This window comes from Streptomyces sp. NPDC000404, assembly GCF_040300365.1.
GTDB lineage: Bacteria > Actinomycetota > Actinomycetes > Streptomycetales > Streptomycetaceae > Streptomyces > Streptomyces ramulosus.
In genome coordinates this window covers 37,641-61,670 of record NZ_JBEPDN010000003.1, presented here as the reverse complement: position 1 = coordinate 61,670, position 24,030 = coordinate 37,641, and the positions used below count along the sequence as shown (strand labels likewise).

Here is a 24,030-nt window from a genome sequence, read left to right as displayed (position 1 = left end):
GTTCGCGGTAGCCACCAACCCCCTATGCACCCATAGACTTGTGCTATGGACGGCCAATACGCTATGAGGACGGACCTGCGGTCGCTGGAGATGCTGCTCGCGGTCGTCGACCAGGGCAGCATCGGCGGCGCGGCGCGGGCCCTGCAGGTCGCGCAGCCCTCGGTCACCAACCGCATCAAACGGCTGGAGCGGCATCTCGGGCTGACCCTGGTCGTCCGCTCGCCGCGCGGCTGCCGGCTCACCGACGAAGGTGTCGCGGTCGCCGACTGGGCGCGCGAAGTCCTCGGCGCCTCGGACCAGTTGGAGACCGGCGTCGCCGCACTGCGCCGCAGCCACGACTCCCAGCTCAGCGTGTCCGCGAGCCTGACCGTCGCGGAGTACCTGCTGCCGCGCTGGCTCGCCGATCTGCGGCTGCGCTCGCCGGAGACGGGCGTGGCGCTGCGGATGTGCAACTCCGAGCAGGCGGCCCAGGACGTGCTGCACGGCGCCGCCGACCTCGGCTTCATCGAGGGCCCGCGCACCACCAGCGGGCTGCACGCCCGGGTCGTCGCCGTCGACGACCTGGTCATCGTCGTGGCGCCCGGCCACCCCTGGTCGCGGCGACGCCGCCCGCTGACCGTCACGGAGCTGGCCGCCACCGCGCTCATCGCCCGCGAGAAGGGCTCCGGCACCCGCGACACCCTCGACCACGCGCTCGCCCGCGCCGGTGCGGAGGGCGCCGCCGCGCCCCGCCTCGAACTGGCCTCGACCGCCGCGATCCGCACGGCGGTGCTGACCGGGCAGGGCGTCGGCGTCCTCAGCCGGTTCGCGATCAGCGACGACATCCGGGGCGGGCGGCTGCGCGAGGTCGCCGTCGCGGACGTCGATCTGCGCCGCCGGCTGCGGGCCATCTGGCGCGCCGGCTCCCAGCTCTCCGGCCCCGCCGCCGACCTCACCAACTGCGCCCTGCAGTCGAGTTGGGGCCGCCCGGCCCAGGGACGTACGCACCGCCCGGCCCGTAAGAAGACGGAGACGGCGGCCGGCTGAGCCCGGCCCCGGACACGGGAACGGCCCGGACACGCGAACGGCCCCGGCGGGAGAGCCGGGGCCGTTCGGTGCGCCGGGGCGGGCGCGGGGCGGATCAGAGGCGCTCGGGGGTGCGGATGCCCAGCAGCGCCATGCCCTGGTGGAGGGTGCGGGCGGTCAGGTCGCAGAGGAAGAGGCGGTTCTCGACCTGCTCGGGCGTCTCGGCCTTCAGGACCGGGCACTGGTCGTAGAAGGTCGTGTAGAGCGACGCGAGCTGGTAGAGGTACGCGGTCACCTTGTGCGGCGCGTACTCGGCGGCGGCGTCCGCGACCGTCTCCGCGAACTGGTCCAGGTGCAGACCGAGCGCCCGCTCCGCCGGGGCCAGCGCCAGCTCCGGGTGGGCGACCGGCCGCGCCTCGCCCGCCTTGCGCAGGATCGACTTGATCCGGGCGTGCGCGTACTGGATGTAGACCGAGGTGTCGCCGTGCAGCGAGACCATCTGGTCCAGATCGAACTTGTAGTCGCGGCTGGCGGACGTGGAGAGGTCCGCGTACTTCACCGCGCCGATGCCGACCTGGCCGCCGCGCTCGGTGATCTCCGCCTCGGTGAGGTCCTGGGCCTTCTCCCGGACCACGGACGCCGCCCGGTCGATCGCCTCGTCGAGGAGGTCGACCAGCCGCACCGTCTCGCCCGCGCGGGTCTTGAACGGCTTGCCGTCCGCGCCGAGCACCGTGCCGAACGCCAGCTGCTGGGCGGTGGTGCCGTCCGTCAGCCAGCCCGCCCGGCGCGCCGTCTCGAAGACCATCTTGAAGTGCAGCGACTGCCGGGCGTCGACGACGTACAGCAGGGTGTCGGCGCCGAGGTTGCCGACGCGGTCGCGGATGGCGGAGAGGTCGGTGGCGGCGTAGCCGAAGCCGCCGTCGGACTTCTGGACGATCAGCGGGGTCGGGTTGCCGTCCGGGCCCTTGATGTCGTCGAAGAAGACGCAGAGCGCGCCGTTGGAGCGGACCGCGACGCCCGACTCCTCCAGCAGGCGGCAGGTCTCGGTGAGCATGTCGTTGTAGCCCGACTCACCGACCACATCGGCGTCGTGGATCTCCATGTCGAGCTTGTTGAAGACGGAGTAGAAGTAGATCTTCGACTCGTCCACGAACTTCTGCCACAGCGCGAGGGTCTCCGCGTCGCCCGCCTGGAGGTCGACGACCCGGCGGCGGGCCCGGTCCTTGAACTCCTCGTCGGAGTCGAAGAGCGCCCGGGACGCCTTGTAGAGGCGGTTGAGGTTGGACATCGCCGCCTCACCGGCCTGCTGCGACACCTCCTCGGGCGCCGCGCCCGCCTGGTGGTCCAGCTCCTGCGGGTGCTCGATGAGGTACTGGATGAGCATGCCGAACTGGGTGCCCCAGTCGCCGATGTGGTGGCGGCGGATCACCTTCTCGCCGGTGAACTCCAGGATCTGCACGACGGCGTCGCCGATCACCGCGGACCGCAGGTGGCCGACGTGCATCTCCTTGGCGACGTTCGGCTGCGCGTAGTCGATCACCGTCGTGCCGGGCCGCTCGGCGTACGGGACGCCCAGCCGGTCGTCGGCGGCGCGGGCGGCCAGCGTCGTCACGATCGCCTCGTCGCTGAGCGTGATGTTGAGGAAGCCGGGGCCGGAGACCTCGATGTCCTTGATCACCTCGGGCGCGGAGATCTCCCCGACGACCTTCTGGGCCAGCTCCCGCGGGTTGCCCTTCAGCTTCTTCGCGAGCGCCAGCATGCCGTTGGCCTGGAAGTCGGCCCGGTCGCTACGTCGCAGCAGCGGGTCGGCGGCGCCGGCCTCCGGCAGGGCTGCCGAGAGGGCGTCCGCGACGCGCTGGTGGACCGTAGCTGCGAGGGAAGGGACCGAAGCCATGGGGTGCTGCCGTTCCGTTGGAGGCGATCAGGGAAGTTGATCTGACGGTAAAGGGTTTGCCGGTCAGTATCCCACGGCGGTTCCATCGGTTTTCCGTCTGGGAGAATGGGAGCGCCGGGGTGTGCCCGGCAGAGCAACCGTGAGCGATCAAGCGCAGTGCCTGCGCGAAGAGCGCCGTGAGCGCAGAAAAGGAAGGGCCGACCGTGGCTCAGAGCACCGAGACAGCCGACTGGGTCTCCCGTTACGCGGATGAGGTCATCGCCGAGTCGGAGCGTCGCGCGCCTGGCAAACCGGTCGTCGTCGCCTCCGGCCTCTCGCCCTCCGGCCCGATCCACCTCGGCAACCTCCGCGAGGTCATGACCCCGCACCTGGTCGCCGACGAGATCCGCCGCCGCGGCCACCAGGTGCGGCACCTGATCTCCTGGGACGACTACGACCGCTACCGCAAGGTCCCCGCGGGCGTCGACGGCGTCGACGAGTCCTGGGCCGAGCACATCGGCAAGCCGCTGACCTCCGTCCCGGCGCCGAAGGGCTCCACGTACCCGAACTGGGCCGAGCACTTCAAGGCCGCGATGACCGCCGCCCTCGCCGAGCTGGGTGTGGAGTACGACGGCATCAGCCAGACCGCGCAGTACACCTCGGGCGTCTACCGCGAGCAGATCCTGCACGCGATGAAGCACCGCGGCGACATCGACGCGATCCTCGCGCAGTACCGCACCAAGAAGGCGCCCGCCAAGAAGTCGCAGAAGCCCGTCGACGAGGCGGAGCTGGAGGCGGCCGAGGGCTCCGGCGCCGCCGGTGAGGACGACGGCAGCGCCGGCAGCGCCGGCTACTTCCCGTACAAGCCGTACTGCGGCGCGTGCGGCAAGGACCTCACCACCGTCACCGCCTACGACGACGCCACCACCGAGCTGACGTACGGCTGCGTCTGCGGCCACGGCGAAACGGTCAAGCTCAGCGAGTTCAACCGCGGCAAGCTGGTCTGGAAGGTCGACTGGCCGATGCGCTGGGCCTACGAGGGCGTGATCTTCGAGCCGAGCGGCGTCGATCACTCCTCGCCGGGCTCGTCGTTCCAGGTCGGCGGCCAGATCGTCGGGATCTTCGACGGTGCGCAGCCGATCGGCCCGATGTACGCCTTCGTCGGCATCAGCGGCATGGCCAAGATGTCGTCGTCGAAGGGCGGCGTGCCGACCCCGGGCGACGCGCTGAAGATCATGGAGCCGCAGCTGCTGCGCTGGCTCTACGCCCGCCGCCGTCCCAACCAGTCCTTCAAGATCGCCTTCGACCAGGAGATCCAGCGGCTGTACGACGAGTGGGACCGCCTCGGCGCCAAGGTCGCCGACGGCTCCGTGCTTCCCGCGGACGCCGCCGCCTACGCCCGCGCCGTCGGCACCGCCGCCGGTGAGCTGCCGAAGACGCCGCGCCCGCTGCCGTACCGCACGCTCGCCTCGGTCGCCGACATCACCGCCGGCCACGACGAGCAGACCCGCCGCATCCTCAGCGACCTGGACCCGGCCAACCCGGTCACCTCGCTCGACGAGGTCCGGCCCCGTCTGGACCGCGCCGAGCACTGGATCACCAGCCAGGTCCCGGCCGATCAGCGCACCGTCGTCCGCGCCGAGCCGGACGCCGAGCTGCTGGGCTCGCTGGACGACGCGGCGCGCGCCTCGCTGCGGCTGCTGCTCGACGGGCTCGACGATCACTGGTCGCTGGACGGCCTGACGCACCTGGTGTACGGCGTGCCGAAGGTGCAGGCCGGGTTCGCGGCGGACGCCACGCCGAAGGAGCTGCCGCCGGAGATCAAGGTCGCCCAGCGGACGTTCTTCGCGCTTCTGTACCACCTGCTGGTCGGCAAGGACACCGGCCCGCGGCTGCCCACCCTGCTGCTCGCGGTCGGCGCCGACCGCGTCCGGGCGCTGCTGGGCGGCTGACGCCGGACCGTCCGCGGTACGCACACGACTGCGCCCGCCGTCCCCGAGGGGGCGGCGGGCGCAGTCGCGTACCGGACCGGTACCGGATCAGCTCTTGGCGTCCTTGGAATCCTTGGAGTCCTTGCCGTCCTTCGCGTCGGACGCGCCGTCCTTCTTGTCGTCCTTCTTGGCCTCGTCGGTCGCCTTGCCGGTGGCGCTCTGCGAGGCGTCCGGGGCGGCCGCCTCGACGGCTTCCTTCACGGCCTTCTCGGCGTCCTTCAGCAGATCGCTGCTGTCGGGGGTGTCGCCGCCCGCGAGACCCGCGCCGTTGTAGTTCAGCGTCACCACGATGTTGTCGGCGCGGACCACGACCGTCTGGTTGCGGTAGTCGTTGCCCTTGCTCTTCAGGTTGTACGTGACCCAGGTCGCGGCATCGCCCACGCCGTCGACCGCGCCGGACTTCACCTTCGTGGCGTCCTTGGTGGCCTTCGCCAGGTCGACCTGCTTCGCGTAGAACTGCTCGGCGCGCTTCTCGCCGGTGGCGTTCACCGCCGCCTCGGAGTCGTACCGCTTGAAGCTGACGTCCAGCCAGCGGAACTGGCTGCCGTCCACGCCCTCGGACTTCGAGCTGTACCAGGAGCAGGTGGCGCTGGCGTTCGGGTCGGAGGTCTTGCCCTTCTCGCCGGCGTCGTTCTTCGGCTTGGGCAGCAGCTGCTTGAGGGTGCCGTTGGCGAACACCGTGCACGGGTCGGGCAGCTTCGCGTACTTCGCCGGGGCCAGGCTCGGCGACGGCTTCGCGGCGGAGGAGGCGGGCGCCGCGGAGTCCGAGGCGTCGGCGGCGTCCTTCGAGCCGGATTCGGAGCAACCGGCGACGAGCATCACCGGTACGGCCGCGCAGGCGAGAATGCTGGCGAGTCGCTTGGATGAACGGTGCATGGTTCCTTCGCTGTTCGTCGTTGTTCCGGCACATCAGGGCCGTTCCGGTGCGCCGGAACGTACGGCACCGGCGCTGTCCGGACCAGGGCGTACGGCGACAGACCCTACGCGGCGCGCGGAGGGTTCGTCCCGGAGATCACCGGCAGAAACGGACTGTTCGGTGACAATCCGACAGAAGGATCATTAACCGTAAAAGGCGCATTACTCGCTGAGGGAGTCGGCCAGCTCCTCGGCCAGCGCATGCGCCTTGTCCTGCAGTTCCTGGCTTTCCGGCACCCGCGTCTTGTCGGTCGACCACTGGTCGTAGGTGACCGTCACGACCACGTTCGACGTGCGAAACACCACAGTGATGTCGCGGTGCACACCGGAGTCCGCGGTGGCCAGCGCGTCCCGGAGGAAACCGGCGTCGCCGAGGTCGTCCAAGATGTGCGCGGTGGTGCCGGCCGACGGCGCATCGCTCGGGGTGCCGGCCCTGCCGCCCTTGCCGCCGTCCTTGCCCTTCCCGCCGGCCCCGCCGTCCGTCACCGCGGCGTCCGCGCCGTCGCCCGCCGCCTTCCGCGCCTCGGTCTCCCCGGCGCCGTCCGCCTTCTTGCCCTTGGCGTCCTTGCCGGACGTGCCGCCCTTCCCGGGCTTCGCGGACGGGCTCGGCGCCTCGCTCGGCGGCGCGGACTCCGTGCCCTCCTGCGGCACGCCCGCGGCCTGCGCCTTCTCCCCGTAGATCTCCCGCGCCCGGTCCTCGTCGCTGACCTTCGTGTCGTACGAGACGACCCGCTGGATGTCGAGGGTCAGATGCCGGGTGCCGGCGGTGGTCTCGCGCTTCCAGCGGCAGCCGACGCGGCGGTCGGTGTCGTAGGTGACATCGGCCTGCCCGCCGTAGACCTGCGACGCCTCCTCGCCCGAGAGGCGCTTGCCGTCACCGGGGAGCATGCCGCGCACGGTCGACCTGGCGGGCAGCCGGCACGCGTCCGGGAGCGAGGAGTAGCGGCCCGGCTCGCCGGACTGCGACAGCGCCGCCGGGTCGCCGCCCTTCGCGTCACCGGCGCCCGTGGCGGAGGAGCCGCCCGAGCAGCCGGCGAGGCCGACGGTCAGCGCCGCGGCGGCCGCCAAGGCGGCCGTGGGGACGAACGACCTGCGCTGCATCGTCGGGGTTCCTTCCTGCGAATGCCCGGGAAATCCGGTTGCCGCCGGGAGGCGGGCGATGGACACAATGTCTACCGCACGTTCTGCCGCACACGCCGGTCGACCGTCCAGCATCACATGGATGGTCCGCGTTTTGCGTTCTATGTCTTTTCGGGGGAATGAGGAAGGTATGTCGTACACCGAGCTGCCCGGTGCGCAGGTCCCGATCCGGATGTGGGCGGATCCGTCCACCGTCGAGGACGTCGCGATGCGGCAGCTCCGCAACGTCGCCACCCTGCCGTGGATCAAGGGCCTGGCCGTGATGCCCGACGTCCACTACGGCAAGGGCGCCACCGTCGGCTCCGTGATCGCCATGCACGGCGCGGTCTGCCCCGCCGCCGTCGGCGTCGACATCGGCTGCGGCATGTCCGCCGTCAAGACCTCCCTCACCGCCGCCGACCTGCCCGAGGACCTCTCCCGCCTGCGCTCCCGGATCGAGCAGGCCATCCCCGTCGGCCGCGGGATGCACGACGACCCGGTCGACCCCGGCGCCCTGCACGGCTACCCCACGGCGGGCTGGGACGACTTCTGGTCCCGCTTCGACGGCGTCGCCGAGGCCGTCCACTTCCGCCAGGACCGCGCCACCAAGCAGATGGGCTCCCTCGGCTCCGGCAACCACTTCATCGAGTGCTGCCTCGACGAGGACGGCGCCGTCTGGCTGATGCTCCACTCCGGCTCCCGCAACATCGGCAAGGAGCTGGCCGACTTCCACATCGGCCAGGCCCAGAAGCTCCCGCACAACCAGGGCCTTGTCGACCGCGACCTCGCCGTCTTCATCGCCGAGACCCCGCAGATGGCCGCCTACCGCCACGACCTCTTCTGGGCCCAGGAGTACGCCAAGCACAACCGCGCCGTGATGATGGCCCTCTTCCAGGACGTCATCCGCAAGGAGTTCCGCAAGGCCCGCCCGGTCTTCGAGCCGGTGATCAGCTGCCACCACAACTACGTCAGCGAGGAGCGCTACGAGGGGATGGACCTGCTCGTGACCCGTAAGGGCGCGATCAGTGCCCGTGGCGGCGAGTACGGCATCATCCCCGGCTCCATGGGCACCGAGTCCTACATCGTCCGTGGCCTGGGCAACGAGAAGTCCTTCAACTCCGCCTCGCACGGCGCCGGCCGCCGGATGAGCCGGAACGCCGCGAAGAAGCGCTTCTCGACGAAGGATCTTGAGCAGCAGACGGCTGGTGTCGAGTGCCGCAAGGACTCCGGCGTCGTGGACGAGATCCCGGGCGCGTACAAGCCGATCGGCCAGGTCATCGAGCAGCAGCGGGATCTGGTGGAGGTCGTCGCCAAGCTGAAGCAGGTTGTCTGCGTGAAGGGGTGAGGGGGCCGCTTCGCGCGGCGAACAGCCCCTGACCTGGGGAAATTCAGGTCGGGGGCCTTCGGTGTTCCTGGTTTCGGTGTGCCCGTGAGTGACCGTTCTCGGCCGCGTTTCACCGCTCCATCCGGCACGGATCTGGCACGCGGAGGGGCTGCCTTTGGGTCCGTTCGAACCTGAAGCCAGGCAGTCACGAAGCGCAACGGCCCCGCCCGGTGGCCGCGTGGGCACTCGGGCGGGGCCGCAGTGGTGCTACTTACCGCACACGAGGCACGGGCTCATGTGCTGGGCCATGCAGTTGCCGTCGTCGTCGTACACGTAGAGGACGGGCTTTCGCCCCGGGCATCCCGGGGTCTCAGTGCAGCCGATGGCTCCGTCTTCCTGATGGCCCATAGCGAAACTCCTCCAGTTGTTCGCCGGCCGGTTTCCATGTGCGCTTGCAGGACCCGCACCACCAGAACCAGTGGTCTTCACCGCTGGCGGTGGTGCTGGTGTCCTTCCACAACACCGCGCCGTTACAGCGGGGGTCGGGGCATGAGGGAGGCTGCCGCACGCCATTACTCCTCGTGTTCTCTTGAATGCAGACAGGCATCGTGGCGTGCGGTGCTGGTCGGCACAACTGGTGCTGGTCAGCGCGCCTGCGGGTGACCGGGCAAGGGATGCGGACCGCCTTCCATGACGGCGGAGGGCGCTCTCCGGCAGGCTCACCGGTCGGTTTGCTACGGGGCCGCCCCACCTATTGCCCTGTGGGCGGGGCGGCCCCGCTCCCGCCGGGATGACCCGGCCCGGCGGCCTTTCCGTGCCGTCAATTCGGGGGCGACGGCCGGAAAGGGGATGGGGGCGTCAGGCAGTCCGGGCAGTTGACCGCCCGCAGCCATTCGGTGATGCGCTCGCCGTCGCCGGCGCCGCACCGGGGGCGCGGGGTTTCGGTGTCGGTGAGTTCGTGAACGCTGGTGTCGTCTTCGCCGACGGTTCCGGCGCGGGGCGTCGTCTCGGGGGCGAGGTGGGGGTGCATGGATACCTCCATGGGGTGGTCATCCGCCGAGGGCGGTGGTCCCCCTGCCCGGACTCGAACCGGGGTCTCCCGCTAGGCACGGTCCTGTCATCAATACGTGCGTCGCCGGGTGCTCTTCCTGACTGAGCTACCAGGGGTGGGGTCCGCCCCCACCGTGGCGGGGGAGCCGGATTGATGACCGGCGGGGGCGGAGTCTTCGGGGCTACGCCCCGTCGGGCCGACGGTGGCGTCCGGCACGGGGTGTCGGCGCGAACGGGGCTCGTTCTGGACGCGGCGGCAGATCAGGGGCGGGGTCGGTCGCGTGCAGAATCAGCGTCACCCCGTGCTCGTCGCACCGGTAGACGGTCTCGCTTTGCTGCTTCAGGTCGTGCGACGACATGGGGCACAGGATGCCTGGGTCGTCGGTCTCGACCACGGGTGCGGAAGGCTCGCCGTCGTGGGCGTCGGCGAGGAGCCGCAGCATCACCCTCAGCACGGCCGTCCCTGTCCGTCGCTCTTCTTCCCGCCGTTGCTGCCGTGCGACCGCTTGTTCCGCTCGGCGTTCTTGTCGCTCAGATCCTCGGTGCTACCGCTCATCGCCGTGCCGCCTCCCTGGCTCTCCGTAACCGTTCCGCTACCGGGGTGCCTCAGCGTGGACTAGAGTCGGAGCGCCCATCAACTAGGGAATCCCGATTGATGAGTTGAGGTTGACCATGGTGAATCGCAAGGAATTGAACCCCGAAGCCTCACTCGCAGCCCGCTTCGGAGATCGTTTACGCAGGCTACGAGACGAACGGGGGTGGAATCAGGATGAGTTGGGTGAGCGCATCGGGTGCACCGGATCGCACGTCTCCGCCGTCGAAACTGGCCGGAGACCACCAACTCGACCGTTCGCGATGAGTGCCGACCGGGCCCTTGGAACCGGAGACCTGTTCGCACGCGAGTGGCACGAGATCAAACACGGCAACCTGCTGGAGGGATTCCCGGAGTACGTCAAACACGAAAAGACGGCCGCAGAGATCCGGCTGTTTGAATCTGGCCTGGTGCCTGGCCCGCTCCAGACACAGGCGTATGCACAAGCGCTGGCCGATAGCTCCGTCAAGCGAGGAGTCATCACGCGCGAACAGGCCGAGGAACGCGTCTCGTCCCTCATGAAGCGGCAGGCTGCACTAGCACGCCGTGAACCGCCTTTGGTGATAGTGGTGCTAGACGAAAGCTGCGTCCGTCGCCCTATCGGCGGCGCGGCCGTGATGGCCGAGCAGCTACAGAGCCTGGTGCAGTTCGCAGAGCAACCGAACACCATGCTCCAGGTCGCGCCCTACGCCATCGGTGAGGACCGCACCCTTGACCGGTTGGTAAACCTGCTGACGCTGCCAGACCGGTCAGTGATCTCCTACGTAGAGTCCCAAACGCAAGGGCAGTTGGACCGGGTACTCACTTCCGTACTGCCGCTGGTGAAGGCCTACCATCAACTACAGGCCGTCTCTCTGTCGCAGGCAGAGTCTGTAGACATGATCAACCAGCTATGAAGAGGTACGCCGTGATGACTGATCCCGTGACCCTACGTTGGGTCAAATCCTCCTACAGCAACAACGGCGGTTCCTGCGTCGAGTGGGCCCCGGAGTATGCGGCCGCCACCGGTGAGGTCCTGGTCCGGGACAGCAAGGTGCCGGACGGACCGAACCTCACTCTGACTGCCGATGCGTGGGCCGGTCTGGTAGCTGTCGCCAAGTCCCACAGCTGACAGGCGCCCAAGAGCACGTACGGAAGCCCCGCCCACTTCTTCCCCTGCGGAGTGGCGGGGCTTCTGCGTAGGAAGGGCGGGCTACGAAGCGGTGCAGGGTGAGGGCCGTGGTGCGGAGTGCCCTGCGTCGGATGGGTGTGCTGATCGGAGGGGCCGGCTGAAGCCGCTTCGGTCCACCACCAGGCGCCAACCGTCGGCCCGGAGGGCCTTGGCCTCCTCCAGGCCCGGGGCGTTGTCCGGGGCGAGGCCCGCGGCCTCACCCCGCCCGTTTGACCCACTGCTGTTCCTGGTCTCCGAAGGCGCAGTCGACCAGGCCCGCCGGTGCGTCGAGCCGGGTGGCCGCGAGGCATTTGTGCTGGGCGGAGCTGCGGTAGACCCACCGGTTGTCGCCCACCTGGATCTCCTGCCAGTGCGATACGCCGCCACTGCTCTCGCAGTCCTGCATGGAGACGTCGGCGATGCCGTTGAACACGGTGGCGGCGCACAGCTCCCGCCCGCCGATCCGCTGTCTGAGCTGAACGGGGTTGCCCTTCTCGGGGCTCACGTCCCAGAGCTGGTTGGGTCCGCCGTTGCGCCGGTAGGTCAGGACGGCCGAGTCCGCCCCGCCGCCGGCGTCGTTGTCGAGGACGTATCCCGGGTTGGCGACGTTCTCCAGCACTTGCCCGGACTGCGCCGCCGCCTGGCCCGGCAGGGTGCTCGCGAGGACGAACCCGGCGGAGACCAGGACGGCGGCCCTGGCTCTCGTGTTCTTCTTCATGGTTGGCTCCCGCACTCTCTTCGGCCGGGGACCGGGACCGACGGCCGGACGCCCGTGCCCTCCGGATGCGTGCGCCAGTCTCGCTGCGGAACGGGCCGATACCGGCGATTTGGCCGCTGCTGTCGCTGGAGCGGATCAACACGTCCACCGGTCCGCGGGCCTGCTCGCTCCTGCGAAGCGGCGCAGGCCCCGTTCCCGTACGTCTGCACGGAAACAGGGCCTGGTCCTGAGCGTCGTTCAGGGCGAGACCGCCCGGGAGGGCGCGTCCGCCGCCCGGTCACCGTCGTGGTGCTCCGCCGCGGACTCGGAGGTGTCCGGCCCGGGCCGGGTGCGCCCGGTGCGGAGCAGGGTGGCGATGAGGACGGCCGCCCCGGCCATCAGGACGGCGCTGACCACCGAGGCGATCCGGGCCTCCTGGGCGAAGGCGTCGAAGGCCGCGTTCCGCAGGGACTCGGCGGTGCCCTCCGGGAGGGCGGAGGCGGTCTCGACCGCGCCGCCGAGGGTGCTCTGCGCGGCCTCCAGTTCCTTGGGCGTGAGGGCGCCGGGAGCCGTGGTGGCCAGTTCCGAGCGGTAGACGGTGGTGCCGATGCTGCCCAGGATCGCGATGCCCAGCGCGCCGCCGAATTCGGCCGAGGTCTCGGCCATGGCGGAGGCCGCCCCGGCCCGCTCCGGTGGTGCGGCGGACAGGATCACCTCGGTGACGACGGCGGAGACGGCGCCGATGCCGATCGAGACGACGGCCATTCCGACGACGAGGTGGACGATGCCCGAATCGGCCTGGAGCAGGGTCAGCAGGACGTAGCCGGCGGTCGCCACGAGCAGCCCGGCGGCGATCACGTTCCGCTTGCCGATCCGGGGCGCGAGCGCGGTGGCCAGCGCGATCCCCAGGGGCATCACGAGGAAGGTCGGCAGGGACCACAGGGCCGACTCCAGCGGGCCCATCCCCAGGACGAGCTGCATGAACTGCCAGTTGAACAGGGAGAAGCCGACCAGCCCGAACGTCGCCAGCGCGTCGATGAACAGCGGCACGGTGAACCGGCGGGTGCGGAACAGCTTCATGTCGATCATCGGGTGCGCGGCCCTGTGCTGGCGGCGGAGGAACGCCGCCCCCACGGCGAGCCCGGCGACGCAGCACGCCACGGGAAGCCACCCGGGGCCGTGCTCGGCCATCGCCTTGATGCCGTAGATGATGCTGAGCACGGAGACGAGGGACAGGGCGGCGCCGAGCAGGTCGAAACGGCCGGGCTCGGGGTCGCGGTGCTCGGTGAGCAGCAGCGGGCCGAGGACCAGCAGCAGGACCATCACCGGCACGTTGATCAGAAAGACCGATCCCCACCAGAAGTGCTCCAGGAGCAGGCCGCCGATGATCGGGCCGAGCACGGCGCCGCCGGCGAATCCGGCCGTCCAGATGCCGACCGCGGTGGCCCGCTGCGCGGCGTGGTGGAACATGCTCCGGATCAGGGAGAGCGTGGACGGCGCCAGCGTGGCTCCGGCGACGCCGAGGAGCATGCGGGCCGCGATGAGCGTCCCGGGGCTGGTCGAGAAGGCCGCCAGGACGGAGGCGACGCCGAAGGCCGCGGCGCCTGCGAGCAGCACCCGCCGCCGTCCGAAGCGGTCACCGAGCGTGCCCATGGTGATGAGCAGTCCGGCCAGGAGGAACCCGTACGAGTCCATGATCCACAGCTGCTCGGAACCGCTCGGGCCGAGGTCGGCCGCCAGGGACGGGAGTGTGATGAACATGACGGACATGTCCATGGACGCCAGCAGGCAGGGCAGTACCAGGACGGCGAGACCGGCCCACTCCCTCGCGCCGGCTCGTGCTTCCTGTTCGGTCATGCCCTCTCCCGATTCACGCAAGATTCCGGCTGGTCGTGATGACCAAGATGGATGCGTACGTCGTACGCGTCGATGATGCCAGGCAGCGTACGAAGGTGCGCGCGGGCAGGGCAATCGTTTTTTGACCTGCTGATTTGGGGTGAGTGGATGCGCGCACGCCGCTGGCGGGCTAGGATTTCGTCACACGTTCGAGTGTGACGAAAAGGGGAGTGATGATGTCCGTGCAGCCGACATGCGCGTCGTGCGGAGAGGCGCTGGAGCCCGCGGGGCGGGGGCGGCCGAGGACCTACTGCTCCCGTGCGTGCCAGGCGAGGGCCTACCGGACGCGCAAGGAGGAGGCGCCGTCTCGCGTGCCGGAGGGCGACGACGGCGGACGGCATCTGACCGTCGAGCGCATCGTGCGGGCCGGGATCGCCGTCGCGGACGCGGAGGGGCTCGACGCGCTGTCGATGCGCCGGGTCGCCATGGAGCTGGGCACCGGCACGATGTCCCTGTACCGGCATGTGGCGTCCAAGGACGATCTGGTGGCCTTGATGGTGGAAGCCGCGATGGCCGAAGTGCCGTTGCCCGACTCGCCACCGCGCAACTGGCGTCACGGCCTCGAACGCGCCGCCCATCGCGACTGGGACCTGTACCACCGCCACCCGTGGATCCTGCCGAGAGTCATGGTGACGACCCGCGCGTACTTCAGCCCGGCGCTCGCGGCGGACAGCGAAAGCGCCCTCTCCGCGTTCGACGGGCTCGACCTCGAACCGGCCGATGCCTTCCGGTACATGTTCCTGTTCGCCTCCTACGTACAAGGTGTGGCGCTGACCCTCGTGGGCGACGCGGAGGCGGAGCGGCAGTCGAAGGCGGCCACGGGAGAGGGTGCGAAGGACCTGGACCACGCACAGGACCCGCTGTACGAACCGGGGGCGTATCCCCGGCTGGCCCGCGCCATGCGCGCCGGCGCCGATCCCTGGGATCTCGACGCCCTGTTCGTCTCGGGTCTCGCCGGTGTCCTGGACGGCATCGCCGCCGATCTGGCGCGACGGGGGAAAGGCGCCTGAGCCTTCGGCCGCCCGCCCCGGCCGGTGCGCTCCGCGCGATACCGGAGGCGTTCCTCTACATCTCTGTAGTAAAAAGTGACGAGAGCATCTGGCGCCGCGTCAGCCCACCGGGCATTCCGTACGGCTGACGCGGCGTCGCGCTGCTCGCAACGAGGGAACGCACCACTACAGGGGAGAAGTCATGACAGACCGGATGCGGCGTACGCGGTTCGCGGCGAGCGCCATGGTGGGCTGTGTGTCGCTGCTGGCGCTGGCCACCTCGCCGGCCGCCGCTTCGGCGAAGGGGTGCACCGGCAATCCCGGTTCCACCGACGGTTCGGGTTCCGTCTGCCTCGACGTCACGGGGACCAAGCTCAAGGTCAACAAATTCACCCTCGACAAGAAGTCGAACAACCGCGCCTGGAAGGACAAGCCGGTCGTCACCGCGGGGAAATGGAAGTGGACGGGTGCCACCGTCAGCGCCCGCCGCGTCGAGAACAAGACGGTCACCAAAACCATCAACAAGAGCTTCCCGAACAACACCGTGATGTGCGGTTACTGGAGCAAGTACCCGGGCACCAAGGCGTGCATCAAGATTCACAAATGAGCACGATTCGCGGATGAGCCGGCGCTTCTGAGCCGGTGCTTCTGACCGGAATGTGATCCGGTAGTCTTGCCCGGCGGTGGGTGGGCCGCATCCACCGCCGGGCGGCTTCCGCCCATGCGCCGCCAGGCGCCCGGAGCAGGTGACACGAGGAGGGCAGATGCTGACAGCCCGGAAGAGCGCGACGCCGACGACGCAGCCCCGGGAGGCCAAGCGAAAAAGCAGCCGTCTCCTCCTCCCGCTCGGTCTCGCCCTGTTCGCGGCGTGGATCGCCGTCGTGGTCGTCGGCATCGCGAAGGAGCCCGACCCCGGCGCGGAATCGCCGCAGCGGCTCGCCTCCGGCGTCGCGGAATATCTGCACAAGGGCGATGCGGAAAGCCTGGCCCGTTATGTCAATGGCGACGGCGCCGATGCTTATGCGAAATCCCTGGTCGAAAAGGTGAAGGACGCCGGGCGCGCCCGGGACGTCTCCGTTTCCCGGCTGGGTGAAAAGCAGGTGCAGCTGCACGCCCCGCATCTCTGTATGACCTGGGATATCGCAAAGAGCGACGGGCGGCTTTTCCTGGATCCCGTTCCGCCGCTGACCCCGGCCGCGTGCCCCGCATCGTGAGACGCTGAACGGAATTTCCGCACAGCGCGCCACACAAGGAATTCCGCCGCCCGTTCCGCCCCTCCCCGCCCCGATATCGGCTCCTCCCGGTCCGGTAGCGGCTCCTCGCCAAGCGCGGGCGCCGGGCCCGGGCACACAATGGAGGGGAGGCGTGCGGCAGGCGCGTCTCGGGGCAGCAGCGACGTCGAGGCGGCCCGAACGGGGGCGGGCGGCGGGGAGTGTGCCGATGCGGTACGTCACCGTGACCGCGCTGAGCCACACGGGGCTGGTCCGTGAGCAGAACGAGGACTCTCTGGTCGCCGGCCCGTGGACGCTCTGCGGAACCGTCACCGAGAACCCGCAGACCCTGGTCTTCCCGCTCGGCCATCCGCTGGTCGTGGCGGTCGCCGACGGCATCGGCGGCCAACCGGGCGGCGAGGTCGCCAGCGAGCTGACCGTCCGCCAACTCTCCCTGGCCTGCGCCTCGCTGACCTCCGAAGAGGCGCTGCGCGACGCACTCGCCGTCTGCAACCGCGCGGTCTACGACGCCGCCGACCGCAACCGCGCACTGGCCACCATGGGCACCACCGTCGCCGGCGTGGTCGCCCTGGCGGACTCCGTCCTCGCCTTCAACGTCGGCGACAGCCGGGTGATCGACGCCGGACCGGACGGGCCGCGGCGGCTCAGCGTCGACGACAACCCGCCGCTGTCCCACGGGCGCCGCACCACCTCGCTCCTCACCCAGTCCCTGGGCGGCGGCCTGCGCTTCACCCCCGTCGTCCCGCATGTCACCGCCATCCCCCACACCCCGGACGCCCGCTACCTGATCTGCACCGACGGCCTCACCGACCCCGTACCGGAGGACGAGATCGACGAGGTGCTGCGCCGGTACGCGGACGACAACAGCAAGGCCGCGTTCACGCTGTGGAAGGCCGCGATCGAGGCGGGCGGCCCCGACAACATCACCCTGGCGTTGGTCGGCATCGGCGGGCTGGACTGAAAGCGGCCCCGGACAGCCGTAAGGGCCGTCCGAGGACGGCCCTTACGGGGTGGGACGGGAGAGATCAGCCGGCGGCGACGGTACCGGCGTGGTACAGCGCGTTCCAGGTCTCGGGGGTCACGGCGCCGTCCGGCACCAGACCGTAGTTCCGCTGGAAGTTGACGATGGCCACGAGGGTGGGCGCGTCGAAGGTGCCGCTGAGGCGGTTCCAGCCCAGGTACTTGCGGTTGGCCAGCAGGCACTGGATCTGCGAGACGCGGTCGCCCTGATCACCGAAGGAGGTGGTCTGGCGGCCCTCGTAGAACGCGCAGGCGGCGGGGGTGTCGACGAGGTTGTCGCCCATGGCGGCGAAGGCCGGGCCGGCGGAGAGGCCGGTGGTCAGCGCGCCCGCGGCGACGGTCAGTACGGCGGCCCGCTTGAGCGCGCGGCCGGAGCGGCGGATACGGGGGAGGGGGATACGGAAGGTACTCACGCCTGTCCCCGTTCCCCGCGACGCGCATTCCATGTGGCCTGGTGGGCCCCGATGTTGATCTTCATGGTGATCTTTCTGTGGGTGGGATGTGCGGACGTTGTGAGCGGCCGCCGGGGTAGCCCGAACCGCCCTCCCGGCGGCCGCGCGGCGGCGTGCCGGGAGGGCGTGCCGGTGACTTCAGGAGGTGCGGTGGACCTTGGAGTTGGACGCCTGGGCGCGCGGGCGGACCACCAGCAGATCGATGTTGACGTGGGACGGGCGGGCGACGGCCCAGGCGATCGTCTCGGCGATGTCGTCGGCGTCGAGCGGCTCGGCCACGCCCTCGTAGACCTTCGCCGCCTTCGCGGTGTCACCGCGGAACCGGGTGGTGGCGAACTCCTCGGTCTTCACCATGCCCGGCGCGATCTCGATGACGCGGACCGGCTGACCGCACAGCTCCAGCCGGAGCGTCTCGGCGAGGACGTGTTCGCCGTGCTTGGCGGCGACGTACCCGCCGCCGCCCTCGTACGTGCCGTGCCCGGCGGTGGACGACACGACCACGACGGTGCCGTCGCCGGACGCGGTGAGCGCGGGCAGCAGCGCCTGGGTGATGTGGAGCGTGCCGAGGACGTTGACCTCGTACATGGCGCGCCAGTCGGCCGGGTCGCCGGTGGCCACCGGGTCGGCGCCGAGCGCGCCCCCGGCGTTGTTGACGAGGACGTCGCAGCGGTCGAGGGAGGCGGCGAACGCCTCGACGGCGGTCCGGTCGGTGACGTCGAGGACGTACGCCTCGGCGTTCGGCAGCGCGGCGGCCAGCTTCTCGATGCGGTCCCGGCGGCGCGCGGTGAGCACCACGCGGTACCCGGCGTCGGCCAGCTGCCGCGCGGTGGCGGCGCCGATACCGCTGCTGGCTCCGGTGACGACGGCGGTACGGGCGACGGCGCGCTCCTCGGCGGTCATGCGCACTCCTTGGGACGGGACGGCTGCACCCGATGCGACGACGGGCGCACGGTGGGTAGTCCAGGATATGCGCGGCGATCTTGCGCGCGGAGCGCGAGGCCGAGGGGTGAGACGCGGCCCACGGGCGGTCAGCGGGCTTGCCGGGGTGGGGTGTTGGGCGCCGGCCCGGGGCGGTCTTGAGGACGGGGGCGGGGTCCCGGGCCGGGCTACGTCCCCGGGACGCGCGGCGCTCCGGCTCCGAGGTCAGCGGCCCCGGGGCGCGTACATGATCACGGCCATGCCGGCCAGGCAGATGAGGGCGCCGACGACGTCCCAGCGGTCGGGGCGGTAGCCGTCGGCGACCATGCCCCAGGCGAGGGAGCCCGCGACGAAGACCCCGCCGTACGCGGCCAGGATCCGGCCGAACTCGGCGTCCGGCTGCAGGGTGGCGGCGAAACCGTAGACGCCCAGCGCGATGACACCCGCCCCGATCCACAGCCAGCCCTTGTGCTCCCGCACGCCCTGCCAGACGAGCCAGGCACCGCCGATCTCGAAGAGCGCGGCGAGGACGAACAGCAGCACGGAACGGGCGATCAGCATGCGCCCCAGCGTAGAAGGCGTCCCGCACCGGCCCGCACGGGCGGGCCTCGGGTGGGCGCGCCCGCCTGGGGCGCCGGTCCTACGGACGCAGCGGGATCACGGCCACACCAGGCAGTACGCCTGGTGGCCCGCCTCGTGGAGGCGGTGGCTGAAGTCCTGCCACTCGTGCAGCAGCTGGTAGACGGTGTAGGCGTCGCGCGGGCCACCGCGGTCGGGGACGGTGGACCAGATGAACGCGGCGGCGCCCACGGACTCCTCGCCGATGCCGCGCAGCGGGTCGACGACCGTCATCGGCAGCTTGACCACCGCGTAGTCGGGGTGGAGGACGACGAGTTCGAGCGGCGGGACCTTGTGCAGCGGGACGCCCTCGATGCCGGTGAGGACCATGGCGGCCATGGTCTCCGGCTTGATCTTGGTGAACATGCCGCCCATGCCCAGCTCGTCGCCGCCGAGCTCCTCGGGACGCATCGAGATCGGGACGCGGGCAGCGGTGGCGCCGTTGGGCGCCCCGAAGTACTTGTACGTCACCCCCATGCGGCCGCCTCTGCTGTCCCCACCCTGGATCCCGTCGCGCCGGTGGCGGCCGCGCTGGGCGCGCTCAGGGCCCCGGTCATCGGTCCCCTCGCCCAGTCCGCCACCGCGATGCATATCTCCCACCCGACCACTCGCAGCCTCAGCCGCGCAACCCGATCATCGTCTCAGAATCTCCCCCGTCACGGGCGCACGAAACCGCCCCGCCGCACGCCCCCGCGCGCCTCTGAGACCATGGGTGGCGTGACCCATTCGTACGATGCCCCAGTTTCGCAGACGCGCGGGGGCTGACGCCCGGCCCGGAGCGGGAGGATTTCCGGGGTACGGATAAGGGACGGCGTGGGCCGGACCGGTCGTGCGCCAGGGTCTCCCGCACCGCTGTCAGCCGGGCCGTGTCCGTGTGGCGCCGCCCTTTCCCCCGTATATGCAGGTCAGGATCGCTGTGACTTTTCCTTATGAAGCCCCTGTTTCGCAGTCGCTGTTCGACCGTGCGTCCCAGGTGACGCCCGGTGGCGTGAATTCGCCGGTGCGGGCCTTCCGGGCCGTGGGCGGTACGCCCCGGTTCATGGTGTCCGGTACCGGCCCGTACCTGACGGACGCCGACGGTCGCGAGTATGTCGACCTCGTGTGCTCGTGGGGACCGATGATCCTCGGACATTCCCATCCCGAGGTGATCGCGGCGGTCCAGGAGGCGGTCGCGCGCGGTACGTCGTTCGGCACGCCCGGTGCCGGCGAGGTGGAGCTGGCGGAGGAGATCGTCGCGCGGATCGCGCCGGTCGAGCAGGTGCGGCTGGTGTCGTCCGGCACCGAGGCGACGATGTCCGCGATCCGGCTGGCGCGCGGCTACACGGGCCGGGCCAAGGTCGTGAAGTTCGCCGGCTGCTACCACGGCCATGTGGACGCGCTGCTGGCCGCGGCAGGTTCGGGCGTGGCGACCTTCGGGCTGCCGGACACCCCGGGCGTGACCGGCGCGCAGGCGGGCGACACGCTCGTGCTGCCGTACAACGACATCGAGGCGGTCCGGGCGGCGTTCGCGGCGCACCCGGGCGAGATCGCCTGTGTGATCACCGAGGCGTCCGCGGGCAACATGGGCGTCGTCCCGCCGCTGCCCGGCTTCAACCAGGGCCTGAAGGATCTCTGCGCGGCCAACGGCGCGCTGTACATCTCCGACGAGGTGATGACCGGCTTCCGCGTCTCCAAGGCCGGCTGGTACGGCATCGACGGGGTCACCCCGGACCTGATGACGTTCGGCAAGGTGATGGGCGGCGGCTTCCCGGCGGCGGCGTTCGGCGGCCGCGCCGACGTGATGGCGCACCTGGCGCCGGTCGGCCCGGTCTATCAGGCGGGCACCCTGTCCGGTAACCCGATCGCGACCGCGGCGGGCGTCGCGCAGCTGCGGCTGCTGGACGACGCGGCGTACGAGAAGGTCGACGCGGTCTCCGCCGAGGTGCGGGCGCTGGTCGGCGAGGCGCTGACCAAGGAGGGCGTGGCCCACCGCGTCTCGGTGGCGGGCAACATGTTCTCGGTGTTCTTCACCGACGCCGAGGTGACGAACTACGACGAGGCGAAGGCGCAGGAGTCGTTCCGCTTCACCGCGTTCTTCCACTCGATGCTCTCCCAGGGCGTATACCTCCCGCCGTCCGCGTTCGAGTCGTGGTTCGTGTCGACCGCGCACGACGCCGCCGCGGTGGAGCGGATCGCCGCCGCGCTGCCCGCCGCCGCGCGGGCCGCCGCCGAGGCGACCGCCTGAGCCGGCGCGCGAGGTGCGGCCGGCCGGCGCGTACCGGTCGGCCGCACGCCCCCGGCGGGGCGGCGCGTCCTGGGACCGACGACTGAATGAATGGGTGACATGAGCAGCGAAGACTTCACCGTCGTGCATCTGATGCGGCACGGCGAGGTGCACAACCCCGAGGGCGTGCTCTACGGGCGGCGCCCCGGGTACCACCTCTCGGAGCTGGGCCGGAAGATGGCCGACCGGGTCGCCGAGCACCTCGCGGACCGCGACATCACGCATGTCGTCGCCTCGCCGCTGGAGCGTGCGCAGGAGACGGCGGCGCCGATCTCGGCGGCGCTGGGGCTGACCACGGCGACCGATGAGCGGCTGATCGAGGCGGCCAACGTCTTCGAGGGGAAGACGTTCGGCGTCGGCGACGGCGCGCTGAAGAAGCCGGGCAACTGGAAGTACCTGACGAACCCGTTCCGCCCGTCCTGGGGCGAGCCGTACATCGAGCAGGTCGTCCGGATGATGGCGGCGCTCGGCGCGGCGCGGGACGCGGCGCGCGGGCACGAGGCGGTGGCGGTCAGCCACCAGCTGCCGATCTGGATCGTGCGGAGCTTCGCGGAGCGGCGGCGACTGTGGCACGACCCGCGGCGGCGGCAGTGCACGCTGGCGTCCCTGACGTCCTTCACGTTCCAGGGCGACAAGATTGTTTCCGTCGGTTACAGCGAACCGGCACGGGACCTCGTCCCGTCTCATCTGCTGGCGGGTGCCAAGCCGGTCAAGGGGAAGGCCAAGGCGTTCGGCGCGTGACCGGAGCGGATCTGCTCGGGGCGGCCCCGCCGGGGGCCGCCCCGTTGCCGTTCGCGGGGCCGCCGCCGCCACGGGCGGGCTGACGGCTTGTCAAGGATGACTCGCCAGATGTGTCGAAAGTCATGAGAAATAACCGAATAGCACGGAACCCCCTTGTTCGTCGGGCCATCTAACCGATTGTCCATTTATATGGATATTGAAATCGGCGAGCACGGATGGGGACGACGCTATGCGCGCAATCAGTCGGCGGAACCTGCTGGGAATGGGCATCGGGGCGGCCGCGGCGCTGGGCGTCGCCGGCTGCTCGGCCGGTTCGGACACCGCCTCCGACAAACAACGGGTGAAGAACGCGATCCAGGCGCGGCCCAAGCTCATCGGCGACGGCTCGACCGCCGACTACGGACGCCAGCCGAACCAGCCCAAGGCGCCCGAGCGGCTGGAACCGGGCCAGACGCCACCGCAGTTCGTGATCTTCTCCTGGGACGGCGCCGGCGAGGTCGGCAACGGCCTCTTCCCGCGCTTCCTGCAACTGGCCCGGGACCACGGCGCGGCCATGACCTTCTTCCTCTCCGGGCTCTACCTCCTGCCGGAGAGCAAGAAGCACCTCTACCTCCCGCCCAACAACGCCCCCGGCGCCTCCGACATCGGCTACCTCAGCGACGAGCACATCAAGGTGACGCTCAAGAACGTCCGGCAGGCGTGGCTCGACGGGCACGAGATCGGCACCCACTTCAACGGCCACTTCTGCGCCGGCTCCGGCACGGTGAAGAACTGGACGCCCGACCAGTGGCGCTCCGAGATCGACCAGGCCGTCGACTTCGTCACCAAGTGGCGGACGAACACCGGCTTCACCGACCTGGAGCCGCTCCCCTTCGACTACCGCAAGGAGCTGACCGGCGGCCGCACCCCCTGCCTCCTCGGGCAGGAGAACCTGCTGCCCACCGCCGAGAAGCTCGGCTGGCGCTACGACGCCAGCTCGCCCGGCGGCCTCCAGATGTGGCCCCGTAAGAAGGGGAACATCTGGGACTACCCGCTCCAGCAGATCCCGTTCCCCGGCCACACCTTCGAGGTGCTGTCGATGGACTACAACATCCTCGCCAACCAGTCGAAGAACTCCACCCGTGCGCCGTCCGCCAACTACCCCGCCTGGCGCCGCCAGGCCACCGACTCGTACATCTCCGGCTTCCAGCGGGCGTACGAGACCAACCGCGCGCCGTTCTTCATCGGCAACCACTTCGAGGAGTGGAACGGCGGCGTCTACATGGACGCCGTCGAGGAGGCGCTCAAGCACATCGCCAACGAGCAGAACAAGGACGTGCGGATGGTCTCCTTCCGGCAGTTCACCGACTGGCTCGACGCCCAGGACCCCGCGATCCTCGCCAAGCTCCAGGCGCTCCAGGTCGGCCAGCAGCCGACCGGCGGCTGGAAGAGCTACCTCGGCGCTGCCTGACGCGGTGCGTGCGCGGCCCGTCCGGCGGGTCGCGCACGGCCGTGACATGGCCTTTCGTGGCCGGATCGGTCGGGTGAGGGGGGCGCCAAAGATCCGGAATCCGCCCATGCGAAACTTTTCACATGAGTGCCTGCCGTGCCCCACGCCGCCTCACCGGCCGCCGTCGCCTCACCCTGCTCGCCGCAGGGACGGTGCTCGCGTCGCTGACGCTGAGCGCCTGTGGTGAAGGCACCTCGGGCGGCTCCTCGCAGACCCGGTTCGTCCAGGGCAAGAACGGCATCGCCCGGGTCGCCGCGGCCGACCGCCAGAAGGTGCCGGACATCTCGGGCGAGACCACCGACGGCAAGCAGCTCGGCCTCTCCGAATACAAGGGCAAGGTCGTCGTCCTCAACGTCTGGGGCTCGTGGTGCGGCCCGTGCATCGCGGAGGCGCCGAACTTCGCGAAGGTCGCCAAGGACACCGAGAAGCAGGGCGTCCAGTTCGTCGGGATCAACACCCGCGACAACAAGACGCAGGCGACCAGCTTCGAGGACCAGCACAAGATGCCGTACCCGAGTCTGTTCGACCCGACCGGCAAGCTGATGCTCCGCTTCCCCAAGGGCAGCCTCAACCCGCAGTCGATCCCGTCGACCATCGTCATCGACCGGCACGGAAAGATCGCCGCGCGCTCCCTCGGCCCGCTCGCCGAGGACGATCTGCGCGCGATGATCAAGCCGCTGATCGCCGAGAAGTGAT

General features: G+C 70.4%; 24 protein-coding genes and 1 tRNA gene. 13 read left to right on the top strand and 12 right to left on the bottom strand.

The features are described from left to right. The first annotated feature begins 45 nt into the window (after window positions 1-45). Complete coding sequence (locus ABT345_RS06095; protein WP_345088503.1) at window positions 46-1,026, top strand: LysR substrate-binding domain-containing protein; 981 nt, start codon at window positions 46-48, stop codon at window positions 1,024-1,026. A gap of 94 nt (window positions 1,027-1,120) precedes the next feature. On the opposite strand, the gene argS is transcribed toward ABT345_RS06095, so the two are convergent. Continuing rightward, window positions 1,121-2,899, bottom strand: coding sequence for an arginine--tRNA ligase (gene argS / locus ABT345_RS06090; protein ID WP_345088505.1), 1,779 nt, complete (start codon window positions 2,897-2,899; stop codon window positions 1,121-1,123). 176 nt (window positions 2,900-3,075) lie between these two features. Between argS and lysS the strand changes: the two genes are divergently transcribed. Then, window positions 3,076-4,830: a lysine--tRNA ligase gene (gene lysS, locus ABT345_RS06085; RefSeq protein ID WP_386460833.1), complete on the top strand. Its 1,755-nt coding sequence runs from the start codon at window positions 3,076-3,078 to the stop codon at window positions 4,828-4,830. Between the two features lie 87 nt (window positions 4,831-4,917). Here lysS and ABT345_RS06080 read toward each other — a convergent pair whose 3' ends face one another. Both ABT345_RS06080 and ABT345_RS06075 read right to left on the bottom strand, forming a co-directional pair. Beyond that, window positions 4,918-5,745, bottom strand: coding sequence for a DUF3558 family protein (locus ABT345_RS06080; RefSeq protein ID WP_345088509.1), 828 nt, complete (start codon window positions 5,743-5,745; stop codon window positions 4,918-4,920). 201 nt (window positions 5,746-5,946) lie between these two features. Next, window positions 5,947-6,885, bottom strand: coding sequence for a hypothetical protein (locus tag ABT345_RS06075; RefSeq protein WP_345088511.1), 939 nt, complete (start codon window positions 6,883-6,885; stop codon window positions 5,947-5,949). A gap of 169 nt (window positions 6,886-7,054) precedes the next feature. Here ABT345_RS06075 and ABT345_RS06070 point away from each other — a divergent pair, with 169 nt between their 5' ends. Then, entirely contained in the window at window positions 7,055-8,248 is a 1,194-nt protein-coding gene (locus tag ABT345_RS06070; RefSeq protein WP_345088513.1) for an RtcB family protein, read from the top strand. A 799-nt stretch (window positions 8,249-9,047) separates the two neighbouring features. On the opposite strand, the gene ABT345_RS06065 is transcribed toward ABT345_RS06070, so the two are convergent. From ABT345_RS06065 to ABT345_RS06055, 3 genes are all read right to left on the bottom strand, one after another. Next, complete coding sequence (locus tag ABT345_RS06065) at window positions 9,048-9,257, bottom strand: hypothetical protein (protein ID WP_345088515.1); 210 nt, start codon at window positions 9,255-9,257, stop codon at window positions 9,048-9,050. A 36-nt stretch (window positions 9,258-9,293) separates the two neighbouring features. Next, window positions 9,294-9,394: transfer RNA gene (locus ABT345_RS06060), tRNA-OTHER, on the bottom strand. A 65-nt stretch (window positions 9,395-9,459) separates the two neighbouring features. Next, window positions 9,460-9,732: a hypothetical protein gene (locus ABT345_RS06055; protein WP_345088517.1), complete on the bottom strand. Its 273-nt coding sequence runs from the start codon at window positions 9,730-9,732 to the stop codon at window positions 9,460-9,462. Between the two features lie 217 nt (window positions 9,733-9,949). Between ABT345_RS06055 and ABT345_RS06050 the strand changes: the two genes are divergently transcribed. Then, window positions 9,950-10,765, top strand: a complete 816-nt coding sequence (locus tag ABT345_RS06050) for a helix-turn-helix domain-containing protein (protein ID WP_351320998.1) — start codon at window positions 9,950-9,952, stop codon at window positions 10,763-10,765. Between the two features lie 14 nt (window positions 10,766-10,779). Next, window positions 10,780-10,980 carry a DUF397 domain-containing protein gene (locus ABT345_RS06045; protein WP_345088521.1) on the top strand — a complete coding sequence of 67 codons (201 nt, stop codon included), beginning with the start codon at window positions 10,780-10,782 and terminating at the stop codon, window positions 10,978-10,980. Window positions 10,981-11,236: 256 nt separating this feature from the next. On the opposite strand, the gene ABT345_RS06040 is transcribed toward ABT345_RS06045, so the two are convergent. Then, window positions 11,237-11,737 (bottom strand): ricin-type beta-trefoil lectin domain protein, encoded by a 501-nt coding sequence (locus tag ABT345_RS06040; protein WP_345088523.1) that lies wholly within the window; start codon window positions 11,735-11,737, stop codon window positions 11,237-11,239. Between the two features lie 237 nt (window positions 11,738-11,974). Next, window positions 11,975-13,573, bottom strand: a complete 1,599-nt coding sequence (locus ABT345_RS06035) for an MFS transporter (protein ID WP_345088525.1) — start codon at window positions 13,571-13,573, stop codon at window positions 11,975-11,977. A 350-nt stretch (window positions 13,574-13,923) separates the two neighbouring features. Here ABT345_RS06035 and ABT345_RS06030 point away from each other — a divergent pair, with 350 nt between their 5' ends. From ABT345_RS06030 to ABT345_RS06015, 4 genes are all read left to right on the top strand, one after another. After that, complete coding sequence (locus tag ABT345_RS06030) at window positions 13,924-14,622, top strand: TetR/AcrR family transcriptional regulator (RefSeq protein ID WP_345088527.1); 699 nt, start codon at window positions 13,924-13,926, stop codon at window positions 14,620-14,622. 181 nt (window positions 14,623-14,803) lie between these two features. Then, a complete protein-coding gene (locus ABT345_RS06025; RefSeq protein ID WP_345088529.1) occupies window positions 14,804-15,208 on the top strand; it encodes a hypothetical protein in 405 nt (134 codons plus the stop codon). A gap of 157 nt (window positions 15,209-15,365) precedes the next feature. Continuing rightward, a complete protein-coding gene (locus ABT345_RS06020; protein WP_345088531.1) occupies window positions 15,366-15,815 on the top strand; it encodes a hypothetical protein in 450 nt (149 codons plus the stop codon). Between the two features lie 226 nt (window positions 15,816-16,041). After that, the gene (locus ABT345_RS06015) at window positions 16,042-16,794 is read left to right on the top strand and encodes a PP2C family protein-serine/threonine phosphatase (RefSeq protein WP_345088532.1); all 753 of its coding nucleotides are present in this window, start codon (window positions 16,042-16,044) and stop codon (window positions 16,792-16,794) included. Window positions 16,795-16,858: 64 nt separating this feature from the next. Here ABT345_RS06015 and ABT345_RS06010 read toward each other — a convergent pair whose 3' ends face one another. From ABT345_RS06010 to ABT345_RS05995, 4 genes are all read right to left on the bottom strand, one after another. Then, complete coding sequence (locus tag ABT345_RS06010; RefSeq protein ID WP_345088534.1) at window positions 16,859-17,266, bottom strand: peptidoglycan-binding domain-containing protein; 408 nt, start codon at window positions 17,264-17,266, stop codon at window positions 16,859-16,861. Window positions 17,267-17,443: 177 nt separating this feature from the next. Then, window positions 17,444-18,205, bottom strand: coding sequence for an SDR family NAD(P)-dependent oxidoreductase (locus tag ABT345_RS06005; RefSeq protein ID WP_345088536.1), 762 nt, complete (start codon window positions 18,203-18,205; stop codon window positions 17,444-17,446). A 243-nt stretch (window positions 18,206-18,448) separates the two neighbouring features. Continuing rightward, complete coding sequence (locus ABT345_RS06000) at window positions 18,449-18,784, bottom strand: YnfA family protein (RefSeq protein ID WP_345088538.1); 336 nt, start codon at window positions 18,782-18,784, stop codon at window positions 18,449-18,451. Between the two features lie 96 nt (window positions 18,785-18,880). Beyond that, on the bottom strand, window positions 18,881-19,432 hold the full coding sequence (locus tag ABT345_RS05995; protein ID WP_345088540.1) for a hypothetical protein: 552 nt from the start codon (window positions 19,430-19,432) through the stop codon (window positions 18,881-18,883). A 325-nt stretch (window positions 19,433-19,757) separates the two neighbouring features. Between ABT345_RS05995 and hemL the strand changes: the two genes are divergently transcribed. From hemL to ABT345_RS05975, 4 genes are all read left to right on the top strand, one after another. Continuing rightward, window positions 19,758-21,065 (top strand): glutamate-1-semialdehyde 2,1-aminomutase, encoded by a 1,308-nt coding sequence (gene hemL / locus ABT345_RS05990; protein ID WP_345088542.1) that lies wholly within the window; start codon window positions 19,758-19,760, stop codon window positions 21,063-21,065. A gap of 99 nt (window positions 21,066-21,164) precedes the next feature. Continuing rightward, the gene (locus ABT345_RS05985; RefSeq protein WP_345088544.1) at window positions 21,165-21,845 is read left to right on the top strand and encodes a histidine phosphatase family protein; all 681 of its coding nucleotides are present in this window, start codon (window positions 21,165-21,167) and stop codon (window positions 21,843-21,845) included. A 229-nt stretch (window positions 21,846-22,074) separates the two neighbouring features. Then, window positions 22,075-23,295, top strand: a complete 1,221-nt coding sequence (locus ABT345_RS05980; protein ID WP_345088546.1) for a polysaccharide deacetylase family protein — start codon at window positions 22,075-22,077, stop codon at window positions 23,293-23,295. A 122-nt stretch (window positions 23,296-23,417) separates the two neighbouring features. Next, window positions 23,418-24,029, top strand: a complete 612-nt coding sequence (locus ABT345_RS05975) for a TlpA family protein disulfide reductase (protein WP_345088548.1) — start codon at window positions 23,418-23,420, stop codon at window positions 24,027-24,029. Window position 24,030: the final 1 nt, after the last annotated feature.